The organism is Staphylococcus sp. HMSC06C11, from assembly GCF_001808345.1.
Lineage (GTDB): Bacteria > Bacillota > Bacilli > Staphylococcales > Staphylococcaceae > Staphylococcus > Staphylococcus capitis.
Map to the genome: position 1 here is coordinate 19,526 of NZ_KV793039.1, position 25,940 is coordinate 45,465.

The 25,940-nt window shown below is 33.6% G+C and carries 21 protein-coding genes; all 21 read right to left on the bottom strand.

What is annotated here, in order from left to right:
• Positions 1–113: 113 nt before the first annotated feature.
• Positions 114–464 (bottom strand): 30S ribosome-binding factor RbfA, encoded by a 351-nt coding sequence (gene rbfA, locus HMPREF3154_RS05960; RefSeq protein WP_002436301.1) that lies wholly within the window; start codon positions 462–464, stop codon positions 114–116.
• A 156-nt stretch (positions 465–620) separates the two neighbouring features.
• Complete coding sequence (gene infB, locus HMPREF3154_RS05965; protein ID WP_023350386.1) at positions 621–2,795, bottom strand: translation initiation factor IF-2; 2,175 nt, start codon at positions 2,793–2,795, stop codon at positions 621–623.
• Between the two features lie 4 nt (positions 2,796–2,799).
• Positions 2,800–3,117, bottom strand: a complete 318-nt coding sequence (locus tag HMPREF3154_RS05970) for a L7Ae/L30e/S12e/Gadd45 family ribosomal protein (RefSeq protein WP_002436350.1) — start codon at positions 3,115–3,117, stop codon at positions 2,800–2,802.
• On the bottom strand, positions 3,114–3,398 hold the full coding sequence (gene rnpM / locus HMPREF3154_RS05975) for an RNase P modulator RnpM (RefSeq protein WP_002436310.1): 285 nt from the start codon (positions 3,396–3,398) through the stop codon (positions 3,114–3,116). The genes HMPREF3154_RS05970 and rnpM overlap by 4 nt, the downstream gene beginning before the upstream one ends.
• Before the next feature lie 16 nt (positions 3,399–3,414).
• The gene (gene nusA, locus HMPREF3154_RS05980) at positions 3,415–4,638 is read right to left on the bottom strand and encodes a transcription termination factor NusA (RefSeq protein ID WP_002436342.1); all 1,224 of its coding nucleotides are present in this window, start codon (positions 4,636–4,638) and stop codon (positions 3,415–3,417) included.
• 20 nt (positions 4,639–4,658) lie between these two features.
• Positions 4,659–5,126 (bottom strand): ribosome maturation factor RimP, encoded by a 468-nt coding sequence (gene rimP, locus HMPREF3154_RS05985; RefSeq protein WP_002436317.1) that lies wholly within the window; start codon positions 5,124–5,126, stop codon positions 4,659–4,661.
• Between the two features lie 224 nt (positions 5,127–5,350).
• Complete coding sequence (locus HMPREF3154_RS05990; RefSeq protein ID WP_087671603.1) at positions 5,351–9,661, bottom strand: PolC-type DNA polymerase III; 4,311 nt, start codon at positions 9,659–9,661, stop codon at positions 5,351–5,353.
• A gap of 255 nt (positions 9,662–9,916) precedes the next feature.
• Positions 9,917–11,620 carry a proline--tRNA ligase gene (locus HMPREF3154_RS05995; protein ID WP_049326556.1) on the bottom strand — a complete coding sequence of 568 codons (1,704 nt, stop codon included), beginning with the start codon at positions 11,618–11,620 and terminating at the stop codon, positions 9,917–9,919.
• 19 nt (positions 11,621–11,639) lie between these two features.
• Positions 11,640–12,926: an RIP metalloprotease RseP gene (gene rseP / locus HMPREF3154_RS06000; protein WP_023350389.1), complete on the bottom strand. Its 1,287-nt coding sequence runs from the start codon at positions 12,924–12,926 to the stop codon at positions 11,640–11,642.
• A gap of 239 nt (positions 12,927–13,165) precedes the next feature.
• A complete protein-coding gene (locus HMPREF3154_RS06005; protein ID WP_002436308.1) occupies positions 13,166–13,948 on the bottom strand; it encodes a phosphatidate cytidylyltransferase in 783 nt (260 codons plus the stop codon).
• Between the two features lie 3 nt (positions 13,949–13,951).
• Positions 13,952–14,722 (bottom strand): isoprenyl transferase, encoded by a 771-nt coding sequence (locus tag HMPREF3154_RS06010; protein ID WP_023350390.1) that lies wholly within the window; start codon positions 14,720–14,722, stop codon positions 13,952–13,954.
• Positions 14,723–15,002: 280 nt separating this feature from the next.
• The gene (gene frr / locus HMPREF3154_RS06015; RefSeq protein WP_002436295.1) at positions 15,003–15,557 is read right to left on the bottom strand and encodes a ribosome recycling factor; all 555 of its coding nucleotides are present in this window, start codon (positions 15,555–15,557) and stop codon (positions 15,003–15,005) included.
• A gap of 16 nt (positions 15,558–15,573) precedes the next feature.
• A complete protein-coding gene (pyrH, locus tag HMPREF3154_RS06020) occupies positions 15,574–16,296 on the bottom strand; it encodes a UMP kinase (protein WP_002436299.1) in 723 nt (240 codons plus the stop codon).
• A gap of 136 nt (positions 16,297–16,432) precedes the next feature.
• Complete coding sequence (gene tsf / locus HMPREF3154_RS06025; protein WP_030064793.1) at positions 16,433–17,311, bottom strand: translation elongation factor Ts; 879 nt, start codon at positions 17,309–17,311, stop codon at positions 16,433–16,435.
• A gap of 150 nt (positions 17,312–17,461) precedes the next feature.
• Entirely contained in the window at positions 17,462–18,250 is a 789-nt protein-coding gene (gene rpsB / locus HMPREF3154_RS06030) for a 30S ribosomal protein S2 (protein WP_002436327.1), read from the bottom strand.
• Between the two features lie 253 nt (positions 18,251–18,503).
• Positions 18,504–19,277, bottom strand: coding sequence for a GTP-sensing pleiotropic transcriptional regulator CodY (gene codY / locus HMPREF3154_RS06035; protein WP_002436324.1), 774 nt, complete (start codon positions 19,275–19,277; stop codon positions 18,504–18,506).
• A gap of 22 nt (positions 19,278–19,299) precedes the next feature.
• Positions 19,300–20,703: an ATP-dependent protease ATPase subunit HslU gene (gene hslU / locus HMPREF3154_RS06040; protein WP_023350392.1), complete on the bottom strand. Its 1,404-nt coding sequence runs from the start codon at positions 20,701–20,703 to the stop codon at positions 19,300–19,302.
• Between the two features lie 83 nt (positions 20,704–20,786).
• Positions 20,787–21,329, bottom strand: coding sequence for an ATP-dependent protease subunit HslV (gene hslV, locus HMPREF3154_RS06045; protein WP_023350393.1), 543 nt, complete (start codon positions 21,327–21,329; stop codon positions 20,787–20,789).
• Positions 21,330–21,332: 3 nt separating this feature from the next.
• The gene (gene xerC, locus HMPREF3154_RS06050; RefSeq protein WP_023350394.1) at positions 21,333–22,223 is read right to left on the bottom strand and encodes a tyrosine recombinase XerC; all 891 of its coding nucleotides are present in this window, start codon (positions 22,221–22,223) and stop codon (positions 21,333–21,335) included.
• Between the two features lie 236 nt (positions 22,224–22,459).
• Positions 22,460–23,767: an FADH(2)-oxidizing methylenetetrahydrofolate--tRNA-(uracil(54)-C(5))-methyltransferase TrmFO gene (trmFO, locus tag HMPREF3154_RS06055; protein ID WP_023350395.1), complete on the bottom strand. Its 1,308-nt coding sequence runs from the start codon at positions 23,765–23,767 to the stop codon at positions 22,460–22,462.
• 25 nt (positions 23,768–23,792) lie between these two features.
• Positions 23,793–25,868, bottom strand: coding sequence for a type I DNA topoisomerase (topA, locus tag HMPREF3154_RS06060; protein WP_030064789.1), 2,076 nt, complete (start codon positions 25,866–25,868; stop codon positions 23,793–23,795).
• Between the last annotated feature and the right edge of the window lie 72 nt (positions 25,869–25,940).

Consider the following 25,940-nt stretch of genomic DNA (forward strand, 5'->3'; position numbering starts at 1 on the left):
CAATCATTATAACATCTCTTTAGATATAATTGCCCACTATTTTTATATAAAAAAGTAGGTAAGCAGATACATTTAAATTTGTATGAATCTGCCTACCTACTATAATTGAGAATTTATTTATCTTCTTTGTGTAAATCTTGAATCATGCGTTCAATTTTATTTCCGTATTCTATTGATTCATCATATTCAAATGTTAAGTCAGGAATAATTCTTAAACGCATTCTTGAACCTAGCTCAGATTTAATGAAACCTTTAGCTTTTTCAAGTGCTTTAAATGTGTTGTCGACCTCTTTTTTACTACCTAATACTGTGAGATAAACTTTGGCGTGAGATAAGTCATTAGTTAGTTCAACATCAGTAATAGTTAGAAATCCTACTCTTGGATCTTTTACTTTATTATTAACGATATCCATGATTTCTTGTTTCATTTGTTCTCCAACACGTTCAGCTCTCATATTACTCATCTTATTTCACCTCTTTATTTTATTTTTCTTTAAAATTAAATTTACTTTAGCAAGTAATATTTTATTAAATCATATTATTCTTAGCAATGTGCTTTATTAAAAATCTCCTCCCTATTTTACTAAATAGCGAGGAGATTTCATTAGTTCAAACATTTATTATCGTTGAATTTCAACCATTTCAAACGCTTCGATAATGTCGCCTTCTTTTAGGTCATTATATTTTTCAATAGTAATACCACACTCATAACCTTGAGCTACTTCTTTAGCATCATCTTTGAAACGTTTTAATGTATCTAATTCACCTTCGAATAATACAATACCGTCTCTAATTACTCGTACACCCGCATTACGTGTGATTTTACCTTCAGTCACGTAACTACCAGCAATTGTACCAACTTTAGACACCTTGAATGTTTGACGAACTTCAGCTTGACCAATCACTTGTTCTTCATATTCAGGGTCCAGTAAACCTTTCATAGCAGATTCAATTTCTTCAATTACGTTATAGATAACGCGGTGTAATCTCATATCAACATTTTCAGCTTCAGCAGCACGTTTTGCGCCAGCATCTGGTCGTACATTAAAGCCAATGATGATACCATTAGAAGCATTTGCTAATGTTACGTCTGATTCATTAACTGCACCTACTGCAGTGTGGATAATACGTACATTTACGCCTTCTACATCAATTTTCATTAATGAAGCAGCTAATGCTTCTACTGAACCTTGAACGTCACCTTTAATAATTACATTTAAATCTTTCATTTCACCTTGTTTCATTTGTTCAAATAAGTTATCTAATGAAACATTTTTACTTTCTTGACGTTGTTGAATCACGCTTGCTTCATGACGCGCTTCACCTATACGACGTGCTTGTTTCTCATCACTAAATACTACAAATCGATCTCCAGCAAGTGGTACATCATTGATACCAGTGATTTCTACAGGTGTTGAAGGGCCTGCTGATTTAATACGTTTACCTAAGTCATTAACCATTGCTCGGATACGACCATACGTATTACCTACTACAATTGAATCACCAACGTTTAATGTACCGTTTTGTACTAATAAGGAAGCAGCTGGTCCACGTGATTTATCAAGTTCAGCTTCAATAACTGTACCTACTGCACGTTTGTCAGGATTGGCTTTAAGTTCTTGAACTTCTGCAACAAGTCCAATCATTTCTAGTAAATCCTCGATACCATCACCACTTAAAGCAGAAAGTGGTACAAAGATTGTGTCACCGCCCCAATCTTCTGGTATTAAACCATATTCCGTTAATTCTTGCATTACACGGTCAGGATTTGCAGTTGGTTTATCAATTTTGTTAACTGCCACAATTGTAGGGACATCTGCTTCTTTTGCGTGGTTGATTGCTTCAATTGTTTGTGGCATAACGCCATCGTCAGCAGCTACTACAAGAATTGTAATATCTGTTACTTGAGCACCACGCGCACGCATAGTTGTAAATGCTGCGTGTCCAGGAGTATCTAAGAAAGTAATTTTCTTTCCATTATTTTCAATTTGGTAAGCACCAATATGTTGAGTGATACCTCCAGCTTCTCCTTCAGTAACTTTAGTATGACGAATAGAGTCTAATAATGTTGTCTTACCATGGTCAACGTGTCCCATAATTGTAACAACAGCTGGTCTTTCGATCGCATCAGGATCTTCAGTTTCATCGTCGAAATAAATAGATAAATCTTCTTCATCAATAACTACTTCTTGCTCAATTTCCACACCATAATCATCTGCAATTAATTCTAGTGTTTCTTCATCTAATGATTGGTTAATGTTAGCCATAATTCCTAATAAGAATAATTTTTTAATGATACCTGAAGATTCAACATTAAGTTTTTCAGCTAATTCACCAACAGTAATTCCTTCTTGATAAGTAATTTTTGAAGGCATTTCTTTAGGTTCTGCAGCTTGATTTTGCTGTTTATTATTTTTGTTATTTTTATTGTTTTTATTATTTTTATTTTGTTGCTTGCCTTTATTGTTCTGACCATTTTTTTTGTTTTGATTCTTTTGTTGGTTATTGTTTTTTTGTTGATTACCTTTGTTATTTTGTTTATCTTTATTCGATTGATTGCCTTTATTATTTTGATTTTGTTTATTATTAGATTTTTGGTGATTATTTTGAGTATTTTGTTTGTCGTCTGTGTTTTGTTCTTTTTTGAACTTTTTATCTAAAGCTTTAATTTGGTCGTCTTCTAAAGCTTGCATATGGTTCGACACTTCAACGTTCATACTTTTTAACTCATCTATAATCTCTTTACTCTTTAGATTTAATTCTTTTGCATATTCGTAAATTCTTTTTTTACTCATATAATCACTCCTTACGATATTCATCTATCATTGATAATAACTTTTTAGCAAAACCATTATCTGTTACACCAATATTAACTCTCTCGCCTTTACCAAGTGCTCCCCCTAATTCAGCCCTCGTTCCAAAATTCCTTAATGGAACTTGGTTGCTATTGCACTTATCTTTCATAACTTTCAAAGTATTGTCAGACGCGTCGGTTGCTACGATTACGAGTTTTATCTTATTGGTTTTAATGTCGTTTAAAATAACAGATTCTCCACTTTTAACTTTTCCTGCTCTCATTGCTAAGCCCAGGAAATTAAATATTTGATCTTTAATCATTTAGGAATCTCTTCTCTATAAATTAAACGAATAATTTCTTTATATACCGGCTCTAGTGTTTCTTTAGAGGCGTTAAAGTACTTTTCAAGTAACTCTTTTTGTTGAGCCTTTTCAACTAGAGAAACATCTTTAGAAACATATGCTCCACGACCTTGTTTCTTACCAGTCGCATCTGCAAAGATTTCGCCTTCTTTATTGATGACTACTCGAATCATATCTTTCTTTGGATGCATTTCATTAGATATAATACATTTTCGCATTGGAATTTTTTTCTTTTTCATAAGTTAACACTCCAATCTATTCTTCTGTATTTTTATCTTCTTCAGCATCAGAGTCTTTTTCTTCATCAGTCTCTGCAGCTAATTCTGCTGTTGTTAAATTAGATTCTTCTAAATTAACGTCATCAAATTCAACATCTTCATCACCAGTGTTTACGATTTCATCTGCAACTTCTTCAGATTCAATTACAGGGTAAACGCCTGCTTCACGTGCATCAGATTCAGATTTAATATCAATCTTCCAACCAGTTAATTTAGCTGCTAGACGCGCATTTTGACCACGTTTACCTATTGCTAGAGAAAGTTGGTAATCAGGTACAACCACTATTGTTGATTGATTTTCTTCGTCAACAATAACTTCTAGAACTTGTGATGGGCTTAAAGCATTTCTAACGAATACTTTCGGATCCTCATTCCATTGAACGATGTCTATTTTCTCTCCACCAAGTTCTTCAACAACAGCTTCAACACGTGCACCTTTAGAACCTACACATGCACCTACTGCGTCGATATCTGCATTATCAGAGTAAACACTGATTTTAGAACGGTCTCCTGCTTCACGTGCTACAGATTTAACAATGACAGTTCCATCATAAATTTCTGGAACTTCTTGTTCAAATAAACGTTTTAATAAACCAGGATGACTTCTTGAAACATAAATCTGAGGTCCTTTTGTTGTTTGTTCAACTTTGTTTACATAAACTTTAATACGTTCATTAGGGATGTAACTTTCGTTAGGGCTTCTTTCAGCTTCAGATAAAACAGCTTCAATTCTACCTAAATTTACGTAAACATAGCGATGATCGACACGGTCAATCACACCTGTTAAAATATCTTCTTCTTTATCAATAAATTCATCATATAGGATTTCTCTTTCAGCGTCTCTTAAACGTTGCATAACTGCTTGTTTAGCTGCTTGTGCGCCTACTCGTCCAAAGTCTTTAGGAGTAACATCTTCTTCATAGATATCACCAATTTCATAAGCTGGATTTTTTACCAATGCAGTGCTTAGATCTACTTCATCTCTATCATCGAAGACTTCCTCTACGACTTCTTTTCGAGCAATAACTCTAAACGAACCTTCGTCCATGTTCAATTCTACTCTTACATTTCTTGCACTGTCATAATTTTTCTTATATGCAGTGATTAGCGCAGCTTCAATAGCATCGATAAGTACTTCTCTAGGAATTTTCTTTTCCTTTTCTAAATATTCAGTAGCTAATAATAATTCATTACTTGACACAGTTTTTCCTCCTCATCACGTTAAATCATAACAGCGTGACGTGCTTTAGCGATTTTATTTCTTGGTATTTCAATTTCTTTGGTTTTTGATTTTTCTTTTACTTCCATAACTATATTGTCTTCATCTACAGATTTTAAGATTCCTAACCACTCTTTATCACCTTCTATTGGTGCATAAAGTGAAACAAATATAGGTTGACTTACAGCATTTTGAAAATCTTTATCTTTTTTAATAGGTCGTTCTGCCCCTGGAGATGCTACATCAAGGTAATACATTTCCGGGATAGGGTCATTTTCATCCATTGCTTCACTAATTTTTTCTGAAGCTAAAGTACAATCATTAAGATCTACGCCACCTTCTTTATCGATGGATACTCTAAGAAAGCGATCTTTACCTTCTTTAACATATTCAATTTCAACAAGTTCAAATTTTAAATCATCTAATATAGGCTGAATTATAGTTTCTACTTGTTCAGTAATTTTACTCATACAGGCCTCCTTTTTTGGCAAATAGAAAAGAGCGGGTATATGCCCACTCTTCTGCCTGAGTTTAATCATTTTTTACACAATTAAAGTATATCATAACTCATGATACTAAACAAATTTCATAAGTTGTAGACGGGATAGAGGTGCTATTAACATTCTATTGTTTAGCACCTACTTCCTGATTTTGGTAATCTATTTGATAATTAGCAATCATTTTCAAGGGAAAACTACATATCAAAAATAGATAATTGTGCTTTATCTGGTAAACCTGGTAAGGATCCCATCTCATCTAAGTAATCAATAACTTTTTGTGAAAGTCCTGCTTTCTTATTTAAATCTTCTTTGGATAAGAAAGGTCCTTCTTCACGTGCTTCAACAATCCGTTTGGCAACATTCTCACCTAGACCTGGTACTGCAACAAACGGAGGAATAAGCGTATTTTCTTCAATAACAAAGTCGAAAGCCTGACTTTTTTCGAGACTAATTGGTTGCATACGGAACCCTCGATGTGCCATTTCGTTCATAATTTCTAAAACTGTTAAAACATCTTTTTCTTTTTTGCCTAAGTCCATATAACGTGAGTACATATCTTTAACAGTGTTACGTATACTCGTTTTATCTTTAATCATTGTAATGAGATCAAAGTCAGAAGCCCTTATTGTGAAGTACGCTGCGTAATAATATAAAGGATGATGTACTTTAAAATAAGCAATTCTTACTGCCATTAGAACATATGCTGCAGCATGTGCCTTAGGGAACATGTATTTAATTTTTCGGCATGAATCTAAATACCAGTCAGGTACATCATTTTCTTTCATAGCTTCAACCATTTCATCGGTTAATCCACGGCCTTTACGTACAAACTCCATTGTTTTAAAGGCCATAGATGGTTCTAAGCCTGCATACATAAGATAGACCATGATATCATCACGACAACCTATTACGCTTGATAAATCACAAATACCTTGTCGTATCAATTCTTGAGCATTACCAAGCCACACATCAGTACCATGTGATAATCCAGAAATTTGTACAAGTTCCGAGAAGGTTGTTGGTTTCGTGTCTTCTAACATTTGTCTAACGAACCCAGTACCAAATTCAGGAACTCCAAATGTACCAGTTTTACATAGTATTTCATCTTCAGTAACGCCTAAACTTTCAGGTCCACTGAAAATCTGCATCGTATCCTTATCATCAACTGGAATAGTTTTAGGATCAATACCTGATAAGTCTTGAAGCATGCGTATCATTGTTGGATCATCGTGACCAAGGATATCAAGTTTTAATACGTTATCATGAATGGAGTGGAAGTCAAAGTGAGTTGTCATCCAAGCTGCACTTTGATCATCTGCCGGAAATTGTATCGGTGTAAAATCATAAATATCCATATAATCAGGAACTACTATAATACCACCCGGATGTTGTCCAGTCGTACGTTTAACACCAGTACAACCTTTAACCAATCTATCAATTTCAGCTCCGCGTTTATGAATACCTTGATCATTTAAGTATCCTTTTACAAAACCGAAAGCAGTTTTCTCAGCAACTGTACCAATTGTTCCTGCACGGAAAACCTTATCTTCTCCGAATAGCACTTTGGTATAGTTATGCGCATTTGGTTGATATTCCCCACTAAAGTTTAAATCAATATCGGGAACTTTATCTCCTTTGAAACCTAAGAATGTTTCGAATGGAATATCTTGTCCCTCTTTTATGAGTTCATTGCCACATGTAGGACATTTTTTATCAGGAAGATCGAAACCTGAACCTACTGAACCATCATTGAAGAACTCGCTTGTTTTACAATGTGAACATATATAATGAGGTGGTAAAGGATTGACTTCGGTTATTTCAGTCATAGTAGCTACGAAACTTGATCCTACTGAACCACGTGATCCTACTAAATAACCATCATCTAGTGATTTTTTAACTAATCTTTGAGAAATTAAGTAAATAACCGAGAAACCATTACCTATAATACTTTCTAATTCCTTTTCTAATCGATCTATAACAATTTGTGGTAAATCTTCCCCATATAACTTTTTAGCATTAGAGTAACTTAACTCACGGATCTCATCATTTGCACCTTCCATTCTAGGTGTAAATAATTTATCTTTAATCGGTACAACTCTCTCAATACGTTCTGCTAATTCATTCGTATTTTTAACTACGATTTCATAAGCTTTCTCTTCTCCTAGAAAATGAAACTCATCTAGCATTTCATCTGTAGTTCTAAAATGCGCTTCTGGTAATGTAGTACGATTTAAAGGATTACCCGGTTGTGACGCTATTAAAATTTTTCGTGCAATTGCATCATGTTCATATAAATAATGTGCATTTCCTGTCGCAATAACTGGAATATTTACACTATCTCCCGCTTCAATTAACCGTTGATAAATCTCTGTTAATGTCTCATTATCACGGATTAATTCTCTATCCATTAAGTCCTGATACAATGCAGGTGGTTGAACTTCTATAAAATCATAATACTTAGCGATTTTCTCAACTTGTGCTTGGTCTTTTTGCATAACAGCAGTAAATAATTCACCTTCATCACAAGCAGTACCAACTAATATACCTTCTCTATATTCATTTAAAAGAGATCGTGGAATTCTAGGCGTACGATAATAGTATTTAACTAAGGATGCACTCACAATTTTAAATAAATTTTTAAGTCCCTCTTGGTTTTGAACTATAAGTGTTACATGAGATGGACGTGCTCTTTTATATGCGTCCTCATTTGTTAGTTTTTTATTTATTTCATTGTGATTGTGAACGCCCAGTTCCGTCATTTGTTGAATCATTTTAATGAAAATATAAGCGGTTGCTTCTGTATCATAAATGGCTCTATGGTGTTGTGTAAGTTCGACTCCATACTTTTTAGCAAGGAAGTTCAAACCATGTTTACCGTATTCTGTATTAATCGTACGTGAAAGTTCTAATGTATCGATCACTCCGTTAGTAGATGGTCCAAAGCCTAAGCGCTCATAACCAGTATCAATAAATCCCATATCAAATGAGGCATTATGAGCTACAAATATCGCGTCTCCAACCCATTCTTTAAATTCAGTTAATACTTCTTCAATTTCTGGAGCATCAGTTAACATATCGTCTGTAATATGAGTTAAGTTAATGATAGTTTCAGATAAACGTTCATGAGGATTGCTAAAGCGCTCAAATTTATCAATAATTTCACCATTATGAACTTTGACAGCTGCCAACTCAATAATTTTATCGTATTGATTAGATAAACCAGTTGTTTCCACGTCAAATACCACATAAGTAGCATCTTTTAATACTCGATCAGTAGGTTTGTAAGCGATAGGCACACCGTCATCAACAAGCATGCCCTCCATTCCGTAAATCATTTTGATACCGTGTTTCTCTGCAGCATTATGTGCATCTGGAAATGCTTGAACGACATTATGATCAGTAACTGCAATAGCTGAATGACCCCACTCAGCAGCTTGTTCAACATAAGAACCAATATTGGGTATACCGTCCATTTGACTCATTGCAGTATGTAAGTGGAATTCTATACGTTTTTCATCAGCTTTGTCTTTTTTTGGTGCTTTTTTTATTTCTTCAATATCTGACATCATCATGACTAAATCACGCACAAATGTATCTTCTTCAATACGTCCTTGTGCTCTGACCCATTTTCCTACACTTAAAGCTTTAAAATGGTCTAGGTCATCTTTATTTTTACGAGTAAACATTTTTAAAACTAAAGAATCTGTATAGTCTGTAACTTTAAGCTCTACGATATGACGTCCACTTTTTAATTCTTTTAAATTTATATCGAAAATAACACCTTCAATTGCTACTTTGAATTCTTCTTCGATAATTGAATCAATAGAGCGAATGTTTTCAACTTGAATTGTTTTCCCAATTTGACACTTATCAACAGAACTTTCATTGTTATCTTGTTGTTTAGCCTTTTCAGCCTTCATTTTTTCTAATTTTTCAGTAGCTTCTCTAGCACTTTGTTCATCTTCTTGTTGAATATGAGCTTCTAATGAGGCTAAATCATCATCATGATTCGTAGTATCTGTTTCAAAGATAATCTTGTCTATATTAAAACCACATTTTTGAAAAGCTTTAACTAAACTTCCATTACATGCTTTGTCAAAATGGTTACGTTCAATATCATTGGATACTAAAACTTTGATTACATTACCAGACATAATCAATTTCTTTTGTTTTAATTGACCTTTAACTTTAGGTGATAATCTCGTTTGATCAATACAATGGGCAAAGTATTTTAATGCATGTTCGTCTTGGTTAGTTGTATCTTTAATTGAGAAATGGATGGTAACTGTGGCTATTTCTTTAAACTCTTCTTCAATTGCATGAGTAAATAATAGGTAATCTTCATGTGAAAGGAAACGTGGTAATGAGATTTGAAATTCCCATGTTCTATTCTTATTAGAAACATCAATTCGAGTCAGTTCACCCTCATTTAGAATATCAGTCTCTAATTGATTTGATATTTTAATTTGATCGGCAAGTACTTTGAATTTTTCTTGATTTGTCATTGCCAAAATAATAACCACCTTAAATTTTTAATACTTGTACTTTTATTTAAATTCTAATTATGTATGTGATAAGAACTACTATTGCTGCACAGTCAAATCTTATAGCAAATTTGATTCATATTATACTACTCATTTGATAAATTTTCATAAGAAATTATTTGTATATTTAAAACAATAAAGAAGAGCAGGTTTGAATTTCAAACTCAAAATTCATTCCCCGCCCTACTTCAACTAGTTAACTTTCAAAATCTAAATCTATTTTAAATTGTCATATAAATCTTTTAAATAATTTTCTAAATCATTGACGTGAATCTCTTCACTTTCACCATTCAAGCGTTGTTTGATCTCGACAATACCCTCTTCAGCTCTTTTACCAACTACAACTCGCAATGGTAACCCAATTAAGTCAGCATCGTTAAATTTAACACCTGCGCGTTCTTTTCTATCATCATAAAGAATATCGAATTTACCATTTAATTGGTCATATAATTGATCTCCTAATTCACGCTGATCATCTTTTTTAGGGTTAATTGTTATTAGGTGTAAATCAAATGGTGTGACTGATTTCGGCCAAATAATACCATTGTCATCATTATTTTGTTCAACAATGGCGCTAAGAGTTCTCGAAATACCAATACCGTAACATCCCATAATTAATGGTTGTGCTTTACCTTGATTATCAAGGAAGGTAGCGTTCATTGCTTCAGAGTATTTTGTACCCAACTTGAAGACTTGTCCAACTTCAATACCTTCCGCAAATTGAGCTTTACCAGAACCATCACTTAACATTTCGCCTTCTAAAATAAATCTAAAATCACCATATTCATCAATGTTAAAATCTCTTTCTACATTAGCATTAACATAATGATAGCCATCTTCATTAGCACCTATAACAAGATTATTTAAATCTTTTACATAGTTATCTGCGTATATCTTAATTTCTTTATTATGAATTGGGCCTAAAGAACCAGGATTTGCACCAACTAAATTGACAATTTCATCTTGTGATGCCATTTCAACATTTTCAGTACCGAAATATGCTTTTAATTTAACATCGTTTAATTCATGGTGCCCTCTTATTAGAATCATAATAAATTCGCCATCTACTTTGAAAATCATTGTTTTAACAATTTCATCTAGCGGACGATTTAAGAAATCTGCGAGTTCTTGTGCTGTTTTGACATTAGGTGTTGCAATTTTAGATAGTTCAGCTATTTCAGTATGTTTTTCTGAAGGATGATAAATAACTTCTGCTTTTTCAATATTAGCAGCATAGTCACTTTCGTTACTATAAACAATTGTATCTTCGCCAATTTCACTTAGTGCCATAAATTCATGAGTGTGATTACCACCAATCGCGCCTGAATCAGCGACTACAGGGCGTGCGTTAATCCCAACACGCTTGAAGATTTTACTATATGCATTGTACATATCTTGATATGTTGCATCTAAAGATTCTTCGTCAGCGTGGAAAGAATATGCATCTTTCATAATAAATTCTCTGCCGCGTAATAATCCAAAGCGGGGTCTCTTTTCATCACGGTATTTTGATTGAATTTGGAATAAGGTAAGAGGTAGACGTTTGTATGATTTTAGTTCGTCTCTAACTAGAGAAGTTACAACCTCTTCATGCGTAGGCCCCAATGCGAATTCTCTTCCATTTCTATCTTTGAGCCGCATTAACTCTGGACCATAAGCTCCCCAACGTCCAGATTCTTCCCATAATTCAGCTTGTTGTAAAGCGGGCATTAAAATTTCAACGGCATCAATACTTTCCATTTCTTCTCGTACGATGTTAGAAATGTTATTTAAAACTCTTGTTGCAAGTGGTAAATAACTATAGATTCCACTAGTACTTTGTTTGATTAAACCTGCTTTAAGTAATAAACGATGACTTAGTGCTTCAGCTTCTGCAGGAACTTCTCTCATCGTTGGTATAAATACTTTAGATTGTTTCATTCTCTATTTTCCTCCCTAATTATAAGAAATACCGTTGTATATCGTTCCAAGTTACGATAATCATAATAATAACAACAAATAATGCACCTGTTGCAATAATAGCTGTTTCAGCCTTTTTATTCACTGGCTTTCTGAAAATAGCCTCATATAATACGAATAAAATTCGACCACCATCTAACGCTGGAATAGGTAATAAGTTCATGATACCTAAGTTTACACTTAATAATGCTGTATAGCCTATTAGGTTGATAATACCAGACTTTACAACTGAGTCCACATTATGGTAAATACCTACTGGACCATTAAGCATGTCGAATGAAAAACCACCAGTAAAGATGCTAGCAATCATACCAACAACCGCTGAGAAGATTAATTTACCTTTATCAAAGAAATTATAAATTCCATAACTGATTGGTTTAAAGATACTATGCTCCAACTTAGGTGCAAATCCGATTTGGTAACTTGTTTGCTTTTTGTTTTTGCTAATTTTGTTTTCTACCTTTTTGGGTTCAAGTTGCATTGTTTTTAAATGGTGATCTCTTTGTACTTTAATTGTTGTTTTAGAAGTTTTATTATCATCTAATACTTTTCTTATTTCACTAAAGTCTTTAATTTTATGATCACCGATTTCAACAATTTTATCACCTTTATGTAACCCAGCTTGATCTGCAGGTGAATGCTTTACTACTTCTCCAATTGTATTTGTAGGCGTACCTTGGTAATAAGCTAAACCTATAAATAACACTAATGCTAGAATAAAATTGAAGAGCGGGCCGGCAAAAAGTGTTAAAAATTTGGGTAATGGTTTCTTATGCGCAAACTGTCTATCTCTAGGGGCGATTTGTATAAGACTTCCATTTTCAACAAAATATGCTTTCTTAGCGATTGAGTAATGATGTCTTTCTTCATCATAAGATGTTATACCTTCTATATATAAATCATCTTTAAAGTCACATTTTTTAACTTCTATAGCTTCAATTTGTTGGAATTTATGTTGATCATCTAAAATAATATGCGTAATTTCATCTTTTTCATTTAATTTAATTTTTACGTTCATACCTGGTTGAACTGGTGGCTCTTCAAGTCCATCTCCAGCCATTCTTACATAACCGCCTACAGGTAATAAACGTATTGTGTATAATGTTTCATCTTTTCTAAAACTAAAAATTTTAGGCCCCATGCCAATCGCGAATTCAGGACACATGATACCTGCTCTTTTAGCAAAGAACATATGACCGTATTCATGTACAGTAACTAGTACACCAAATACGATGATAAATGAAACTATTGTTATTAAATAGCTCATACTCTACACCTCTATTGATATTATGTTTAATTTTCAATAAATCTAAGTACTAGAATAAACAAATAATATAAAACATTATAATACGCTTAGATTCATTCTCGAATAAATATGTATAATTGTAGTTAACGATTTATACAGTGATAGTGTTCAAAAGGAGTTAAGAGACATTGCACTCTCTCCAATATCTCAATAACTCCTTTATTATAACATCTATTTTATTTTATAGACTGTACCACAAATTAAATTTGGATTAATAAAATATTTAATAGTGGTAAAACAAACATAAAACTATCAAATCTATCTAAAATACCACCGTGACCTGGTAAAATACGGCCTGAATCTTTGACACCAAAGTGTCGCTTAAATCCAGATTCAACTAAATCTCCTAATTGGCCAAACATACTTAAAATCACTGTAACTATTAATAACAGCCATATGTTTAGATGGAAATTCACGAAAAATTGCATAATTAAAGGTACGAGTAAACTACAAATGATTCCCCCAATAAAACCTTCAATCGTTTTATTAGGGCTAATCACAGGCCATAATTTATGTTTACCCATCAATCGACCGAAAATATATGCTCCAGTATCTGTTAACCAAACTATTAGAAAGGCAAATAATATGTAATGTAATCCCTCTGAACGTGTTTCATAGAAATACATAAATCCAATACCTACATATGCTACCGACATAAGACAGAAAGCTGCATCCATAAAACTAAATCTGTTCTTAGATAACACTGTATAACTAAGGACAATAAAACTCATAGCTATTAAGCTTTTAAGTTGTATAGTTTGTACCCATTCCCCAGCATCTTGAGGCAACATAATAATAATTAAGGCTAATGCACTAATAAATCCTGGTATAGATAAGAACTTAATCATGTTCATGTTTAATAGTTCTTTTAATGCAATTAAAGCTAATAAGTAAGCGAAAAGCATTAAAATCATGCCACCTTTTAGTAAGAATGGCAAGAATATTAATAAGGCAATAATTGCAGTTAATGTTCTTACTTTCATACTTTACTCCTCACTTAATCCCCCAAAGCGTCTTTGGCGCGATTGATAAATTTTTAAACATTCTTTTAATTCATTTTCATCGAAATCTGGCCATAACTTCTCATTAAAAATAAATTCACTGTATGAAGCTTGCCAAATTAAAAAGTTACTAATTCTTTGTTCTCCAGAAGTACGAATTAGTAATTCCGGATCAGGGTAATCGCGAGTCATTAAATGTTTGTTTAATAGATTTTCATCAATAGCTTCAGAACTTTGATGCGCAGATTGTAACTCTTCAAATATTTCTTTCATACTTTGAATAATTTCAGCACGTCCACCATAATTAATAGCGAAAATTAATGTTAATCCTGTATTATTCTTCGTCTTTTCTTTCGCTTGATTAATAGCTTCAATAGTTGATTGGGGTAAGCCTTCACCGAATCCAATTGTTTCAACTTTAACATTTTTTTCAATTAACTCTGGTAAAAATGTTTTAAGAAAATTAACAGGCAGATTCATAATATAATTAACTTCGCTTTCAGGTCTAGACCAATTCTCTGTGGAGAAAGCATAAAGTGTTAAATATTTAATACCAATATTACTCGCTTCTCGAGTAATTGTTTTGATTGTTTGCATGCCTTCATAATGTCCTTTTATTCTTGGCATTTTACGTTTTTTAGCCCATCGACCATTTCCATCCATAATGATGGCAACATGTTCAGGAATATTATGTAAATCTAAATCATTATTTAGATTATTTTCAGTCTTATTTTTATATTTTAGCTTTTTAAACATGGTCTTTCCTCCGAGCCTGATCATCTCTGTTTTATTGTATAGGTTAATTAAACAATCATCTACCATTTTATCATACTCATTTATTCCATTGAATAAGCAAATAAAAAAACTGTACCAAAGTCCTACTTGGTACAGTTTAGACTATTAAAACATAAAGATTCATAAAGTATTGAAGAAGTATGACCTAAAGTCGAGCTCACTAATTCATTCTTAGACACTTTATAAATATCATGTGAAGAGTAGTTATAAATTTTAATCTACTCAGTGACAAGTCCCATGATTAAACAGACATGATATCTTGTTCTTTATCGTCAACTAACTGATCTATTTCTTTAATAGAGTTATCAGTTGCTTTTTGAACGTCATCAGTTTGACTTCTTAAGTCATCCTCAGTAATGTCACCATTTTTCTCTTCTTTTTTAAGATGATCATTGATGTCACGGCGAATATTTCTAATTGAAACTTTTGCATCTTCACCAATTTTTTTAACGTTTTTCACTAGTTCTTTACGTCTTTCTTCTGTTAATGCAGGAACAGAAATTCGGATGACCTCACCGTCACTTGTTGGGTTAACGCCCAAGTTTGCTGCGATGATTGCTTTCTCAATATCATCTACTGAAGTTTTATCATATGGTGAAATTACTAATAAACGTGCTTCAGGAACATTGATACTTGCTAATTGTTGTACTGGTGTTGGTGCACCATAGTAATCAACTGTTACACCATTTAGTAAATTTGAATTAGCTCGACCAGCACTGATGTTAGCTAATTCACGTGATAAGTTGTCGATAGATTTTTGCATTCTAGCTTTAGTATCTTTAATAATGTCACTCATTTTTTACACCTCTAATTTATTTTGTAATCAGCGTACCGATTTTTTCTCCCATAACGGCGCGCTTAATATTTCCTTCTTCCATAATTGAGAATACATTTAATGGAATATTATTGTCCATGCAGAATGATGAAGCAGTAGAATCCATTACTTGTAAACCTTCTTGTAACATTTGAATATGAGTTAAGTGTTCATATTTAACGGCATTTTCATCAACTTTAGGGTCAGCTGAATAAACACCATCTACATTATTTTTACCCATTAAGATTACATCTGCTTCAACTTCAGCTGCTCGTAAAGCTGCTGTAGTATCAGTTGAGAAGTAAGGGTTACCTATACCAGCTGCAAAGATAACTACGCGCTTCTTCTCTAGATGTCTGATTGCACGTCGACGAATATATGGTTCAGCAACTTGTTTCATTTCAATTGAAGTTAAAACACGTGTATCACAATCTAATTGTTCTAAACTATCTTGTAACGCTAAAGCATTCATTACAGTTGCTAACATGCCCATATAGTCAGCAGTGCCTCGATCCATTCCTAAATCGCTGCCTGTTTTACCTCTCCAAATGTTTCCGCCACCAACAATAACTGCAATTTCACAGTCCATTTTAGCAACTTCAGCAACTTGTTTCGCTACACTTTTGATGATAATTGGATTGATACCGAATCCCTTATCTCCAGCTAAAGCTTCTCCACTCAATTTCAAGACTACACGTTTATATTTAGAAGTTTGAGCCATTTTCTTATCCTCTCTATAGTAGAAATATGTAAAAATATATAAGTAAAGAAGACACGGATGGCTCCTTTCTATAGCTCTAAAACTATTAGAAAGGAAACTTAATAGGTGTCTTCTTTCTTGTTAAAATTATGACAGATTATTTCATTTGTCCTTTAACTTCATCAGCGAAGTTTTCTTCGCGTTTTTCCATACCTTCGCCTACTTCGTAACGAACGAAGTCAGTAAGTTGACCACCTTTTGATTTTAAGAATGCTTCAACTGTTTCATCTGGATTTTTAACGAAGTTTTGATCTACAGCACAAATTTCTTGTAAATATTTACGTAAACGACCTTCAACCATTTTTTCTACGATGTTTTCTGGTTTACCTTCGTTTAATGCTTGTTGTTTTAATACTTCTTTTTCGTGGTTGATTTCTTCTTCGCTTACTTGATCAGAAGAAACATATTTAGGGTTGATTGCAGCGATGTGCATAGCTACATCTTTTGCAGCTGATTCGTCAGTTGTACCTTCAACAACAGTTAACACACCAATGCGTCCGCCCATGTGTAAGTAAGAACCGAAAGCGTCATTATCAGATTTAGTTCTAATAGCAAAACGACGGATACTTAATTTTTCACCAATTGTAGAGATAGCTTCTTTCATTCTTTCATCAACAGTTTTGCCACTTGATAATTTAGTTTCTAATAAAGCGTCAACTGTTTCAGCTTTACTATCAAGAATTTGGTTAGCAATTTCTTTAACTAATTCTTGGAATCCTTCGTTACGAGCAACGAAGTCAGTTTCTGAGTTGATTTCAACGATAGCTGCTTCATTTCCTTTAACTTCTACGTGTACAAGACCTTCAGCAGCGATACGGTCAGCCTTTTTAGCTGCTTTCGCGATACCTTTTTCACGTAAGTAGTCGATTGCTTTATCGATGTCACCATCAGTTTCAGTTAGCGCTTTTTTACAATCCATCATACCTGCGCCTGTTTTTTCACGTAATTCTTTAACAAGTTTTGCTGAAATTGCCATTAATTTCTCCTCCAATATATAATTGTATTTATGATATACCCAAATTTTACCATTATTTTAGGTGATATTTCCAATACTCTATTACGATTTGTTTTACTTTTAAAAAAAGGTGATAAGCATTAGTATCTTATCACCCATTTAAACTATATCTTAGTTTGATTCAACAGAAGTGTTTTCTTCAGTTGTTTCTGCTTGTTCAGATTCTTCTTTTTCATCTAAATTGATGTTTTGTTCTGCAGCTACTTCTTCATTAGATACACCTTGTTGACCTTCTAAGATAGCATCTGCCATTTTGCCTGTTAATAATTTAACGGCACGGATAGCATCATCGTTTGCTGGGATAACGTAATCAATTTCGTCTGGATCACAGTTAGTGTCAACAATACCTACGATAGGAATATTTAATTTACGTGCTTCAGCAATAGCGTTGCGCTCTTTACGAGGGTCAACAACGAATAATGCTTGAGGCATAGATTTCATATCACGAATACCGCCTAAGAATTTAATTAAACGGTCGTATTCTTTTTTAAGTTCAACAACTTCTTTTTTAGGTAATACTTCAAACAATCCATCTTCTTCCATTTTTTCAATTTCAGAAATACGTTTGATTCGTTTAGAGATTGTTTTGTAGTTAGTTAAGATTCCACCTAACCATCTTTGGTTAACGTAGAATTGACCAGCACGTTCTGCTTCAGCTTTAACTGATTCTTGTGCTTGTTTTTTAGTACCTACGAATAAGACTTTACCGCCATCTTCTGATACTTGTTTAAGGAAGTTGTATGCTTCTTCAACTTTTTTCACTGTCTTTTGTAAGTCAATGATATAGATACCATTTCTTTCAGTGAAGATATATTTTTTCATTTTTGGGTTCCAACGGCGTGTTTGGTGACCGAAGTGAACACCGGCTTCAAGTAATTGTTTCATTGAAATTACTGCCATTTTAAAATTCCTCCTATTGGTTATTTACCTCCATAATTAACTCATATAAAGACAAATCCAAAGATTTGCACCCTCTATATTTACATTAATTATGTGTGTATTGGCTTAATAGCCGTCAATTAATATATCATAACTTGTCCAAAAACGCAATGCCTTTGTGTCTGAACAATGAATAATATTTATGATCACATATAAAAAGAGTATCGCTCATGATATAGCTGACACTCTTTTTTTATATTTGATGTTTTATTAATTATTTTGTTCTTTCTAATTCATCTAAGAATTTTTCTTTTTTAACTTTGATGAAAGTACCTTTCATACCTAGTGAACGTGATTCAATGACACCAGCACTTTCTAATTTACGTAATGCATTTACAATAACAGATCTAGTAATACCAACACGGTCAGCCACTTTAGAAGCGATAAGTAAACCTTCATTTCCGCCTAACTCTTCAAAGATATGTTCAATCGCTTCTTTTTCAGAATAAGATAGCGAATTGATAGCCATTGTGATTGCAGCTTTATCACGAGCCTCTTTTTCAACTTCGTTATGTTTCTCACGTAAGATTTCCATACCAATTACAGTTGCAGCGTATTCACCTAAAACTAGGTCGTTCTCATTAAAGTCATCTTGAACTCGACCTAAAACGAGCGTACCAAGTCGTTCTCCTCCACCTAATATAGGGAAAATAGTTGTTCTACTGTTTACAAAAACGTCTTTGTTTTCAGGAGGGAACACTGTTAAAACATTATCAATGTCAATGTTAGATTGTGTTTGTTTAACATCCATAAGTTTTTCAGTATACTCACTAGGAATATGTCTTTCCTCTAACATATTGATAATTCGCTCACTCTTCAATAACTCGTTAAGACTCGACCCTAAAATTTTACCTCTTCTTGATACGATAAATACGTTTGTGACTGTAACGCTACTGATCGTTTGTGCAACATCTTTAAAGTCTACTGCAATGCCTTTATGTTTTTGTAATAACGTGTTTAATTCTCTAGTTTTAGATAATAAGCTCATAATTTTTCTCCTTCTATTTATATTATAAAATAAATGCACTTAAATCCTTATTCGTTGAGATAGTTTTTAGTTTATCATCAACATATTGTGGTGTTATGTCTACAACAGCATGTGGCATATTTGGTGCTTCGAATGATAAATCTTCAAGCATCTTTTCTAAAATTGTGTGTAATCTACGAGCACCAATATTATCAGTGTCTTGGTTGACTTGGTAAGCAATTTCAGCTAAACGTTTGACCGCTTCTTCAGTGAAGTTTACAGTCACTTCTTCAGTTTGAAGCAACGCTTCGTATTGCTTAATTAATGATAACTTAGGCTCTGTAAGAATTCTGACAAAGTCGTCAACAGAAAGACTTTCAAGTTCTACTCTGATTGGGAAACGACCTTGTAATTCTGGAATCAAATCACTAGGTTTTGAAACGTGAAACGCACCAGCACCAATAAATAGCATGTGTTCAGTATTTACAGTACCATACTTGGTTTGAATCATGCTACCTTCAAGGATTGGTAAAATATCTCTTTGAACACCTTGGCGTGAAACATCTTGACCACTATTTTGATTATTTGTTGCTACTTTATCAATTTCATCTATAAAGATAATACCCATTTGTTCTGCAAGCTCTAGAGCCTCTTGGTTTGCTGTTTCTTGATCTATAAGTTCATCAGCATAATCATCAGCAAGTATTTTTCTTGCTGTTTCAACAGATACCTCTCGTTCAACTTTCTTTTTAGGCATCAATTGGTTCATCATGTCTTGCATTTGTTGATTTTGATTCGTTCCTAGCATGCCCATAGCTGCTGGATCTTGTTCTACTTTTATTCTTACTTTTTCTTGTTCAAGTTTACCTTCTTCTAATTGCTTCTTAATTTCTGAACGCTTAGTTTTTATTTCTTCAGTAGGTGGCTCTTCCTCTTCTTCATTATTTTGACCAAAGTTAGGAATTGCACCTCCGAAAAGATTTTCAAGAGGATTATTTCCTTGAGAAGCCTTCTTCTTCATACTTGGAACTAACAATTTAACAAGCTTATCATTCGCTTTAGCAATCGCTTCATCTTTGACGAGTGCTTTCTTCTCTTCTTTCACTAAACGAACAGCTACATCAACTAAGTCTCTTACCATACTTTCAACGTCTCGACCTACATAACCTACTTCAGTAAATTTAGTAGCCTCAACTTTAATGAAAGGTGCACCAACTATTTTAGCCATTCTTCTAGCTATTTCAGTTTTACCTACCCCAGTTGGTCCAATCATTAAAATATTTTTAGGTGCGATTTCTTGTTTAGCTTCTTCATCTAATAAACTTCTTCTATAACGATTTCTTAATGCAATCGCTACTTTACGTTTTGCGTCACCTTGTCCAACAATGTATTCATTTAATTTAGATACGATATCTTTTGGAGTCAATTTAATTCCATTTGTATCCATATATAACATTCCTCCATCTTGTTACTTTGTAACTAAGATTCATTTCCTAATTCTTAAAAATAAAATCACATTATGCAATTCAACTACAATGTTTCAACGATAATATTATCATTAGTAAATACGCAGATGTCTGCAGCAACTTTCAAGCTTTCATAAGCCATTTCTTTAGCCGAAAGTTGTGAAGCATGTCTTTTAAGCGCTCGACCAGCACTTAAAGCATAATTGCCTCCAGACCCAATAGCGATAAGATCATCATCTGGCGCAATAACTTCGCCTGTACCACTTACAACAAGAATTGCATCTTTATTCATAACAATAAGCATTGCTTCTAATTGTCTTAACTGCTTATCTCCACGCCATTCTTGTGCTAATTCAACTGCCGCACGTTCTAAATTACCGCTAAATTGTTGTAGTTTTGTTTCAAACTTTTCGAAAAGCGTGAATGCATCAGCAACACTACCAGCAAATCCTGCTAACACTTTCCCTTCATATAAACGTCTAACTTTTCTAGCAGTTTGTTTCATAATAACTTGTTGTCCAAGAGTAACCTGGCCATCACCTGCCATTGCAGCTTCTCCATTATGACGTACAGCGTAAATAGTTGTTGCATGTAAAGTATTACTCATAACTTACTCTCCTTTTTTTGCTCGAGGATGTGCATTTAAATAAACCTTGCGAAGTTGTTGATTTGAAACATGAGTATAGCGGCCTGTCGTTGATAAATTAACATGACCTAAAAGAGATTGAACTGTCCTCAAATCAGCACCTTGATTTAATAAATGCGTTGCAAACGTATGTCTGAGTTTATGGGGGTGTATATCTGTGACACCAGCAGTGCGTTTAACTACATCATTGAGAACATACCTCACACCACGTTCAGTAATAGGCGCACCATTCATATTAACTATAAGATATTCATGGTCATTAGTTTTTCTAGGTTGAAATTCGTCTAAATATCTTTCAATACTCTGCTTACAAAATTCACCAAAGGGAATGAAACGTTCTTTATTTCCTTTACCTAAAACTTTCACTCCAGGTAAATTCATATCTATATCTTTAATTTTGATATTAACTAATTCAGACACACGTATTCCTGTTGCATATAATAATTCAATAATAACCCTATCTCGTATGCCCTTTTTACTATCTTGCTCCACAGTTTGAAATAAAGCTTCCATTTCTTCTTCATAGAAGAATTGAGGAAGGTACTGTTCTTTCTTAGGGTGTACAAGTTGAACAAAGGGGTTAACTATTGATTCATCTTGAGTCATCCAATATTCATAAAAAGTACGTAAAGTAGAAATTTTTCTCGATACTGTCGTTCTTTTTAAATTATGTGAATATAAAAATGATAAATAATTTCGAGCATCTTTATATTCAAATGTAGCTAAATCTAAATGTTCACTAACTAAAAAGTCATTAAATTGAATCAAATCATCATGATAGGATTTCAAAGTATATTCTGAAAAATTTCTTTCTACCTTCAACATGTATAAAAATGTTTTTTGGATTTCATTCAATATAATTCCCCTCCATCATATTGCATTGTAGCATATGAATGATAGGGCATACAGTAATTTGGTAATCAATTCAAAATCTTTAGAGAATTAATGTCAAAAAGAATTTATAAAACCTTGAATTATTAAACCTATAATGCAAGATTTAAATATTACCTATTCACCACAAAACAATCGAATCATTCCATAAAAAAACTAGGTAGTAATTATTTTACTACCCAGTTGAACTATTATGCTCATCAAAGTGTTTGTTTATAATTATCTAGATATTCGAGCGCTCTATTTGCTTGAGCTTCATATCTTTCTTTTTTATCTTTAATTCGCTTTTCTAATGATGGTAATAAGCCGAAATTAGCATTCATAGGTTGGAAGTTTTTCTCATTTTTAGCATGAGAAATATAATAGGCCATACTTCCTATCATCGTCTCTCTAGGGAAAATAACTTCTCCTTTACCAGCAAGTTTATGAGCGAGATTAATTCCCGCAACCAAACCGCTTGCCGCACTTTCTACATAACCTTCTACACCAGTCATTTGACCTGCAAAATAAAGATGCTCATGACCCTCAAGCTCGTATTTTTCATTTAAAACGTCAGGAGAGTTGATAAATGTATTACGGTGCATCACACCATATCTCACGATATCCACATTCTCTAATCCAGGAATAAGACGTATAACTTCTTTTTGCGCGCCCCATTTTAAATGTGTTTGGAACCCTACGATATTGTAAAGTGTTCCTGCTGCATCATCTTGTCTCAATTGTACAACTGCATATGGACGTTTACCTGTTTTAGGGTCCTCAAGTCCTACAGGTTTCATTGGACCAAATAGTAAAGTTTTACGACCTCTTTCAGCCATTACTTCAAAAGGCATACATCCTTCGAAATATTTTTCTTTTTCAAATTCATTGACGGGTGCTACTTCAGCTTCTAATACAGCATCATAAAATCTATTAAATTCTTCTTCTGTCATAGGACAATTAAGATAAGCAGCTTCACCTTTGTCATAACGAGATTTTAAGTAAACTTTGTTCATGTCTATTGTATCTTTTTCTACAATCGGTGCCGCTGCATCATAAAAGTAAAGTTGATCTTTACCTGTAATATCAACTATTTCTTGAGCTAAGTGTTCTGTCGTTAGTGGACCTGTAGCTATAATTGTGTATCCTTCAGGAATATGATTAACTTCCTCATTTAATACTGTTATATTGGGATGATTACGAAGCGTATCAGTGATATAACCAGCAAAATCGTGTCTATCTACAGCTAGAGCTCCCCCAGCTGGGACACGTGCTTTATCAGCTGCTTGAATAATTAGAGAGTCCAGACGTCTCATTTCTTCTTTAAGCACACCCACTGCATTTGTCAGAGAATTACCTCTTAGTGAATTAGAACATACAAGTTCAGCAAATTTATCAGTGTGATGAGCTGGAGTTTGTTTCACTGGTCTCATTTCAATTAAATTAACTTTTACACCACGCTGAGCTAACTGATATGCCGCTTCAGAACCTGCCAATCCAGCTCCAACGACATTAACTGTTTGAGTCATCATTTTCCTCCTAATTTAATTTAATCTATTTTTGAACTTCTTCCTTGTAATCACAGTTAGAACAAACGACCTGGCTACTTCTACCTTTTTTCTTATCTACTAAGTAGTGGTTACATTTAGGACATTCTCTTCCTACTGGTTTATCCCAAGAAATGAAGTCACAATCAGGGTATTGAGAGCATCCGTAAAATATTCTATTCTTCTTGGATTTCCGTTCAACTACTTCACCCTCATTACATTTAGGACATGTTACTCCGATAGATTTAACTATAGCTTTAGTATTTCGACAATCAGGGAAATTAGAACAAGCCATAAACTTACCATATCTTCCCATTTTAATAACCATAGGTGAACCACAGACTTCACAATCTTCTCCAGCTGGTTCGTCTTTAATCTCTATTTTTTCCATTTCCTCTTCAGCACGTTCAACATCTTGCTTGAAACTATTATAAAAATCACCAACTACTTTACGCCAATTCGTATCTCCCTCAGCTATTTTATCTAATAAAGTTTCCATGTTAACAGTAAACTCTACATCAATAATTTCTGGGAAGTACTCTTGGACTTGTTCATAAACAATTTCGCCAAGTTCTGTTGGTACGAATCGTTTACTTTCTAATTTAACGTAGTTACGCTTTTGAATAGTATCTATTGTCGGAGCATAAGTTGAAGGTCTTCCTATTTTAAGTTCCTCTAGTGTCTTAACTAAACGTGCTTCTGTATAACGTGGAGGCGGTTGAGTAAAGTGTTGTGCAGGTTCAATTTGAGTTGCTGTAACTTTATCGCCTTCCTCTAATTTAGGAAGTTTATTTTCTTTATCATTTTCTTTATCATCTTTAGCTTCAACATATAGTGTCATGAAACCTTTGAATTTTATAGTCTGACCATTTGCTCTAAATTTAATATCATTTTGAGTAACATCGAGTGCAATAGTATCCAAAATTGCAGGAGCCATTTGGCTTGCCACAAAACGTTCCCAAATTAATTTATACAGACGATGTTGATCTCTAGTTAAATAAGGTTTCATTTCATCTGGAGTTCTTAAAGTACTTGTAGGTCTAATCGCTTCATGGGCATCTTGGTCACCTTGTTTACCGGTTGCCTTACGTTTAGACACATATTCTTTACCATATTTATCAGTAATATAGTTATGAGCTTCTGACTTTGCAGAGTCTGATATACGTGTAGAATCAGTACGCATGTAAGTAATCAAACCGATAGTACCTTGACGTTTTAAATCAATACCTTCATATAGTTGCTGCGCTAACATCATAGTTTTACGAGCTTTGAAGTTTAACTTACGTGCAGCTTCTTGTTGAAGGGTTGAAGTAGTAAATGGGTTAGCTGGATTACGTGTTTTTTCTTTCTTATTTACATTCGTAATTTCAAATTGATCTCCATCAAGAGCTGTTGTAATTTTCTCAACGTCTTCTTTTGTATTTAATTTGTAAGGTTTATTTTTATAATGGAGGAACTTAGCATTAAATTTAGACTTTTTATATCTAAATTCCCCTTCAATAGTCCAATATTCTTCTGGTTTGAAATTACGTATTTCATTTTCTCGGTCGATAACTAAACGAAGAGCTACTGACTGAACACGTCCTGCAGATAAACCTTTTTTAACTTTCTTCCATAATACAGGAGAGATATTATAACCCACGAGTCTATCTAGAATACGACGTGCTTGCTGAGCATCAACTAAATCCATTTCAATACCTCTAGGGTGTTTGAAACTATCTTTTACCGCATCTTTTGTAATTTCATTGAATACTACTCTGTTTTCTTTTGAGTCTTCTAGTTCTAAAATTTTTGATAAATGCCAGGCAATCGCTTCACCTTCACGGTCGGGGTCACTAGCGAGAAAAACTTTTTTAGCTTTTTTAGCATATTTCTTTAAATCTTTAACAACCGGACCTTTACCGCGAATTGTAATATATTTTGGTTCATAGTTATCTTCAGTATCGACACCCATTTGACTTCTAGGCAAGTCACGTACGTGTCCCATTGAAGCGATAACTTTGTATCTTTTTCCTAAATATTTTTCAATGGTTTTAGCTTTTGCAGGCGACTCAACTATGACTAAATTATCCGCCAAAGTGATTTCCCCCTTGCAAATTGAATTACTAAAGATAAATGATAAACGCTTAATTTTGTGTTTGTCAACGTTTTAATT

Excerpts from the sequence above, each read along its gene's own strand:
- rbfA (WP_002436301.1), bottom strand. The coding sequence starts at position 464 with ATGAGTAATATGAGAGCTGAACGTGTTGGAGAACAAATGAAACAAGAA.
- infB (WP_023350386.1), bottom strand. The coding sequence starts at position 2,795 with ATGAGTAAAAAAAGAATTTACGAATATGCAAAAGAATTAAATCTAAAG.
- HMPREF3154_RS05970 (WP_002436350.1), bottom strand. The coding sequence starts at position 3,117 with ATGATTAAAGATCAAATATTTAATTTCCTGGGCTTAGCAATGAGAGCA.
- rnpM (WP_002436310.1), bottom strand. The coding sequence starts at position 3,398 with ATGAAAAAGAAAAAAATTCCAATGCGAAAATGTATTATATCTAATGAA.
- rimP (WP_002436317.1), bottom strand. The coding sequence starts at position 5,126 with ATGAGTAAAATTACTGAACAAGTAGAAACTATAATTCAGCCTATATTA.
- HMPREF3154_RS05990 (WP_087671603.1), bottom strand. The coding sequence starts at position 9,661 with ATGACAAATCAAGAAAAATTCAAAGTACTTGCCGATCAAATTAAAATA.
- HMPREF3154_RS05995 (WP_049326556.1), bottom strand. The coding sequence starts at position 11,620 with ATGAAACAATCTAAAGTATTTATACCAACGATGAGAGAAGTTCCTGCA.
- rseP (WP_023350389.1), bottom strand. The coding sequence starts at position 12,926 with ATGAGCTATTTAATAACAATAGTTTCATTTATCATCGTATTTGGTGTA.
- HMPREF3154_RS06005 (WP_002436308.1), bottom strand. The coding sequence starts at position 13,948 with ATGAAAGTAAGAACATTAACTGCAATTATTGCCTTATTAATATTCTTG.
- HMPREF3154_RS06010 (WP_023350390.1), bottom strand. The coding sequence starts at position 14,722 with ATGTTTAAAAAGCTAAAATATAAAAATAAGACTGAAAATAATCTAAAT.
- frr (WP_002436295.1), bottom strand. The coding sequence starts at position 15,557 with ATGAGTGACATTATTAAAGATACTAAAGCTAGAATGCAAAAATCTATC.
- pyrH (WP_002436299.1), bottom strand. The coding sequence starts at position 16,296 with ATGGCTCAAACTTCTAAATATAAACGTGTAGTCTTGAAATTGAGTGGA.
- tsf (WP_030064793.1), bottom strand. The coding sequence starts at position 17,311 with ATGGCAATTTCAGCAAAACTTGTTAAAGAATTACGTGAAAAAACAGGC.
- rpsB (WP_002436327.1), bottom strand. The coding sequence starts at position 18,250 with ATGGCAGTAATTTCAATGAAACAATTACTTGAAGCCGGTGTTCACTTC.
- codY (WP_002436324.1), bottom strand. The coding sequence starts at position 19,277 with ATGAGCTTATTATCTAAAACTAGAGAATTAAACACGTTATTACAAAAA.
- hslU (WP_023350392.1), bottom strand. The coding sequence starts at position 20,703 with ATGGATACAAATGGAATTAAATTGACTCCAAAAGATATCGTATCTAAA.
- hslV (WP_023350393.1), bottom strand. The coding sequence starts at position 21,329 with ATGAGTAATACTTTACATGCAACAACTATTTACGCTGTACGTCATAAT.
- trmFO (WP_023350395.1), bottom strand. The coding sequence starts at position 23,767 with ATGACTCAAACAGTTAATGTCGTTGGAGCTGGATTGGCAGGTTCTGAA.